Consider the following 6,124-nt stretch of genomic DNA (forward strand, 5'->3'; position numbering starts at 1 on the left):
GAAGTTACAGGGAACCAGAACAAGCCCCATTCACTTGTATTTCAAATGTTTAATTAAAAAACTACCGACAAGGAGAAATGAAAAAGAGTATGTGGAAATCGTGTGGAAGGTGTAGAATCATTCCACACCCTTCTGGGGTATTTCCACATTTCAAATAAATTATCCGAAACAGCATATATGGTTGTATGTAAAATATATCCTTTATATTTGGGTATAAAAAAGGAATCTCATGCGAACGGCACACTCACCGGAATATAAAATCAGAATCAAGATCGGGCTAATCCTCCTGGTAATACTCCTCTATTTCATAGGCCTGTTTGTTTATTCTTTTACATTAAAGAAGAAAATAGATATGCAGAAGCAGGAGATGGACAATGCTTATAAAGTGCTTTCATACAGCAATGATCTGATTATATCGGTTCAGGAAGCACAGGACGTGCTGAACCGATATCTGGTATCTCCTTCGGGGAGATATCAGCGGCAGTATGATTCCATTACCCGTGACATTTTCAGGCAGATCAGTTACATTAAAAGCATATCCCTTGAAGGGAGGGAAGACATGCTTCTGGAAGACATTGATTCCCTGCTGCAGGAAAAAAACGGGATTGTACGCAGGCTTACCATTCAATTGAGGTCCCGTAATCCGATGGTGGAGATAGACAAGAAGATTGAGCACTACGATGAAATTATTCAGGACTCCATAGTAGTCACCATGAATAAAGACACCACCATGGTGCCTGTTCCAAAAAAAAATTTCTGGGGACGCCTCAGGGATCTTTTCGATCCGCAAAAGACACCTGACTCCACGGTAACCATTGCTCGAACAGAACAGAGAGCCCTTTCCGTATCGCGCGTAGATACCACGTTGTATGCAGACCTGAAACAGGTCACACAAGAAGCATCAAAGACATATATTTCCCAAATGGCAGGTATAGAAAGAGAGGTCCGTGAGCTTGTTGTCGCGGAACAAAGCATCTCTTTAAAAATATCTAAACTGATCACGCAGTTTTACAATGCAGCTATTGAGACAACACGCATGGGTACTGACAATAGCGAGATGTTAAGCCGGAGAACCATTACTTTTGCACTCTTGGTGGGGGCCATTTCCATTATTTTGATCCTGATTATTGTCTTCCTGATTATTGACGACCTGAATAAAGGACAAAGGGCACGGGCTGATCTTGCACGGGAAAAACAAATCACTGAAGAACTGATAAGCAGTCGTCACAAATTATTGCTTTCTGTATCTCATGATATAAAAACACCGCTCAGTTCCATGATGGGTTACATGGAGATGTGGGCTTCGGAAGAGTTACCCGTCAATATAAAAAGACAACTACAGTCTGCCAGAAATTCAGGATTGCATATTTTGAGCATGCTTGCCAATCTGCTTGAGTTTTCGCGCATGGAAAGCAACAAGAGCGCCCTGCATTTCAGTCGTTTCAATTTAATTGAACTGATGGAAGATGTTATGGGCATGTTTCGTCCTTTCACCAATGAAAAAGGACTTGTCGTAAACTTTGAAAATCATCTGGATACCTCCTTTTACACAGTGACGGATTATACAATGCTCAAACAGATACTCATCAATGTGATATCAAACGCGGTAAAATATACTCCGAAGGGAACAATATCAATCAGACTACAGCAGGATACTGATCTTATTTTTACTGTCTCCGACAGCGGAATAGGCATTGACAAAGAGGACATCGAACAGATTTTCAAACCTTTTTCCCGAATAAAGAACCGTTTAAAGACAGAAGGTAACGGATTCGGATTGTATGTCACAAGGGGACTTGTCGATTCCCTGAAGGGAGAGATTTCACTCATCTCCGAAAAAGGAAAAGGCACTACCGTCACCATCCGTCTACCTATTACTCAGATAAAATATAGCACTGAAATGGATCAGTCTTCGGAAGGGGTCGTAAGTGTCACACCGCCTGAAAAGATTCTGCTGTTTGAAGACGATGCCACACTGGGAAACATGCTCAGGGAATATCTCACCGGGAATGGTTTTAAGGTAAAGCTCTGCAGTAACGCAAGTGATGTAAAAGGTTTTATCCGGCTCATTTCATCTTTCGATATCGTGTTCACCGACATGCAGATGGGAGAAATAACGGGGCTTGACATCCTGCAGCTAATCCGGAAAAAAAATGATCATATACCTGTGTGGCTGATGACCGCATATGATGAATACACATCTGAGATGGCATTAAAATATGGATTTAACGGACTTATAACCAAGCCGGTATCCATGAATCAACTCCTTGTGATACTCACAGGGAAAAAGGTGCACATACGGGACGGAGCCACGCTTTCCGGCCGGTTTCCGCAGCTGGCAGCCATGTTTAACGAGGACACAGAGGCCATAAAAGATATACTTTCAGGTTTTGTACAAACCTCACACAAAGATCTGGATGAATTAAAGGAATTGATAAGGCGTGACCGGTTTAAGGAAGCCCGGCAGCTATGTCACCGTATTCACCCCTTTTACGGCCAGCTTAACGCCGGTCATCTTTGTGACGCATTACGCAAGATGGACAAGTTTCCGGGAGATGGTGAAAAGGAGTGGCCGGAATGGAAGGAAGAGCTTCTGGAGACAATTGGCAAGCTCGAGTCATTTCGTGAGACCATCCGGAGAGATTTCTTATAGCCCTATGCCATAAAGGTGAATCTTGTTGTAAAGTGTCTTCCGGTCGATCTGCAGCAACATGGCAGCTTTTGTCTTGTTACCTTTTACACGTTCCAGGGCTTCAATGATCTTTTCTTTTTCCTGATCCGGTTCACGTAAAAGGGATATGTCTCCTTTTATGTCATTGCCCGTTTTTTTTTCGGTTAAAACGGGCAAGCTCTCCCCGGTGATTGTATCACCAACTGAAAAAAGCACTGAACGGCGGATTACATTACGGAGTTCACGCAAGTTTCCGGGCCAGCTGTAATTTTCAAGTTTCATACATGCTTCGGCAGAAATGGAAACGACGTGCCTGTCGAGTTCTTTATTTGCTTCCTCCCGAAAATGGTTGGCATAGCGTTGCACGTCCGATACACAGGCCCTCAGTGGAGGCACCTGTATTATAAATTCATTGAGGCGGTGATAAAGATCTTCCCTGAAGCGCCCTTCGGCAATGGCTTTTTCCAGGTCCTCATTGGTAGCGGTGATAATGCGTACATCCACATCGATATCTGAGGAGGTACCCACAGGCCTTATTTTTTTCTCCTGCAACGAACGAAGCATCTGCATCTGAACACCGTAGGGCAGGTTTCCCACTTCATCGAGAAAAAGCGTTCCGCCACAGGCTTCGGCAAAAAAGCCGGTTTTGTTTTCAATTGCAGAGGTAAATGATCCTTTCTTGTGCCCAAACAGCTCGCTTGGCGCCAGTTCCAGGGAGAGGCTTCCGCAATCTACGGCAATGAAAGGCCCCGAGGCGCGGTTGCTCCTTTCATGAATCATCCTGGCTACACTTTCTTTTCCCGTACCGCTTTCCCCTATGACCATCACAGCCATTTGTGTGGGTGCTACCAGGTTGATATGGGCATACATCTGTACAGAAAGAGGGCTGCGGCCAAATACAATACTCCTGGAACTGTCAGGCGGGATTTGTGAATTCGTTTTCCTGATCTTTGAAGATTTATCCGTTCTGGCTGTCTCGAAAACATCTTTTATTTTTTGATTAAGCAGAGAGGGATTAATCGGTTTTTCGAGATAGTCGAAGGCTCCCAGTTTAATGGCAGAGACAGCCGTCTGCACGTCCCCATAGCCGGTCATGATGATCACGGGAATATCTGTTCCTTTCTCTTTTAACCAGCTAAGCAACATGATACCATCACCATCGGGCAGGCGCAGATCAGACAGGATCAGTTCATACTCCGACTTGGACAGCGTTTCGCGTGCCGTAGTCATACCTGAGCACAACGTTGCCATGTATCCGTTTCTCTCAAACCATTTCACCAACATGGTTCCAAAAGATCGGTCATCTTCTACTATGAGTATCCTTCCGTTCACCGGTCTACATATTGCGACGGCATAAAGATAGGTTTTTTTTTTATACAGCTACTCACATTGACGATTGGTAACGTTTTATTGGACGGATTAAGTTTTTTTTTGAACTGTCTTCATCCTGGAGCAATACAAGATGGAAAGAATATTGTATATTTGAACTGATTAAACCCTCTTCATGAGCAAACTTCCAAAAACAGAAACAGACAAACGGTTGCAAAAGCTGCAACAACTGTTGTCTACTATGCAGGCCGAGAGCTGCCTTATCACCTCACAGGTAAACAAATACTGGCTTACCGGATTCATTTTTGATGGTTATATCCTGGTATATGCCCAGAGCGATCCGCTGCTGTTTGTAAGGCGTCCCGCCGGGTTGTGGGGAAATAATATTTTTATGATCCGTAAGCCTGAACAGATACCCGGCCTGCTTCGTGAAGCGGGCTTCAGGGTTCCCGGACAGGTTTTATTGGAAAGTGACACGATCACGCTCAGTGCAGCGCTCCGCTTACAGGAAGCGCTGGAGATGCCGGAGATCAAGAATATCTCTGCCGCGATCAGGGAAATAAGATCGGTCAAGTCAGCATACGAACTGGATCAGATTCGCGAGAGCGCAGCCATTCATGCAAAAGTGTATGAATTGATCCCCTCCCTCTACCACAAAGGGATGACCGACCTGGCGCTGCAGATAGAAATTGAACGGCAGATGCGCCTACACGGATCAATGGGTATCTTCCGCTCTTTCGGTGAGAACATGGACATCTTTATGGGAAGCATGCTCGCGGGTGACAATGCGCAGGTTGCCTCACCCTACGATTATGCCCTGGGTGGTGCAGGCATCACCCCATTGCTTCCCCTGGGGGCCAGTGGTACACTACTCGCACCCGGAACCACCCTGATGGTGGATATGGCGGGAAACTACCGTCCCTGCATGGACGATATGACCCGTACTTTTGTGATTGAGCATGTCCCTGATATTGCTTATCGGGCACATCAGGTATCGCTTGACATTTTACACACCATTGAGGCGACCGCAAAGGCAGGCGTTCCCTGTGCAGTGCTCTGGCACATCGCCGAAAAGATCGTCAAAGAGAATAAACTGGAGGCATATTTCATGGGTACCGCACAACAGGCCAAATTTGTGGGTCATGGCGTGGGGCTGGAGATCAATGAGCCTCCCGTGCTCACCCCCCGCTCAAACGAGGTTCTGGAGGCCGGCATGGCCATTGCAATCGAGCCCAAGTTCGTATTACCGGGCATTGGTGCCGCAGGTATCGAAAACACCTATATCGTGCACGACGACCGACTGGAGAAGGTTACTCTTTGTGAAGAATCTCTTATCATTTTATCATAATACATGCGAGGAGCAAAACCTGTAAAATAGAAAAAGAAACCGGATCTATCCGAGACTAAAAATTGCAGTAAACCCGGATTCGATTTTGTTGGGTGAGGCAATAACAGCTCCCATCATCAACCATCTTCATTCACTCCTGTGCCACTGTGCCATCTCCCTAACAGCAGCGGCATTCGTGAGCTGCAAACGGCTTAGTACACTTGCCGATTTCAGAGTAGTAAAAGCTGTAATTCATCCTTTACCGATTCAATAATGGCTTTCTTACAAAGCAGTACTCTGTCTTGCAACGGAAGTCCTCCGTCCTTCATGTTATTTTTTTGCCACAAAATGAATTCCCTCCACAAAAAATATCTCGACGAGTTTCTATGAAACATATCTTCTGTTAGCATATAATTTCCTGGATGCTTTATTGACAAAGCTGATAATATCACCTTTATCGTTATGATAATTTACAACTTAAAGCCAAAGAATCAGGCTAAAGTCGTTTTGTTTTTGGCGGCCATCCCATCAAATACTCGTTTGAAGTGCTCCCGTTTGATGTGGCATACTTTCAATGCAGTAGAATCTATGAAGTTGATTCCTGTGAAATCTCCTTTTCGACAGGTTTCAGAAACAAGACCAAAGGGGGAGCGTCTTTTGCTGAAGTTTCAAAAATCTGTTATAAGATACCAATCTCGGAAACTCTTCCTTTAAATGCTACTTGACATAAAACAGACAAAAGTGTTCAAATTACACATCCCGCTTAAATGAAAAGCGATCAGAATAGTCATCACTTC

At 44.7% G+C, this 6,124-nt stretch carries 3 protein-coding genes and 1 pseudogene; 2 read left to right on the forward strand and 2 right to left on the reverse strand.

Features of this window, described 5'->3' with window-relative positions; genetic code table 11:
- Positions 1-229: 229 nt before the first annotated feature.
- On the forward strand, positions 230-2,653 hold the full coding sequence (locus B3Z75_RS07765) for an ATP-binding response regulator (protein ID WP_294069616.1): 2,424 nt from the start codon (positions 230-232) through the stop codon (positions 2,651-2,653).
- Here B3Z75_RS07765 and B3Z75_RS07770 read toward each other — a convergent pair.
- Positions 2,648-4,003 carry a sigma-54-dependent transcriptional regulator gene (locus B3Z75_RS07770; protein ID WP_294069620.1) on the reverse strand — a complete coding sequence of 452 codons (1,356 nt, stop codon included), beginning with the start codon at positions 4,001-4,003 and terminating at the stop codon, positions 2,648-2,650. The genes B3Z75_RS07765 and B3Z75_RS07770 overlap by 6 nt on opposite strands.
- Positions 4,004-4,175: 172 nt before the next feature.
- On the opposite strand from B3Z75_RS07770, the gene B3Z75_RS07775 reads away from it, so the two are divergent.
- Positions 4,176-5,348, forward strand: coding sequence for a M24 family metallopeptidase (locus tag B3Z75_RS07775; protein ID WP_294069624.1), 1,173 nt, complete (start codon positions 4,176-4,178; stop codon positions 5,346-5,348).
- Positions 5,349-5,818: 470 nt separating this feature from the next.
- Here B3Z75_RS07775 and B3Z75_RS14265 read toward each other — a convergent pair.
- Positions 5,819-5,932 (reverse strand): annotated as a pseudogene (locus tag B3Z75_RS14265) (transposase); the annotation flags it as partial.
- Positions 5,933-6,124: the final 192 nt, after the last annotated feature.

This window comes from Proteiniphilum sp. UBA1028 (assembly GCF_002316955.1).
In the GTDB taxonomy this organism is placed as follows: Bacteria; Bacteroidota; Bacteroidia; order Bacteroidales; family Dysgonomonadaceae; genus Proteiniphilum.

Bases quoted from the DNA above. Each gene is read 5' to 3' on its own strand.
- B3Z75_RS07765 (WP_294069616.1), top strand. From the start codon at position 230: ATGCGAACGGCACACTCACCGGAATATAAAATCAGAATCAAGATCGGG.
- B3Z75_RS07775 (WP_294069624.1), top strand. From the start codon at position 4,176: ATGAGCAAACTTCCAAAAACAGAAACAGACAAACGGTTGCAAAAGCTG.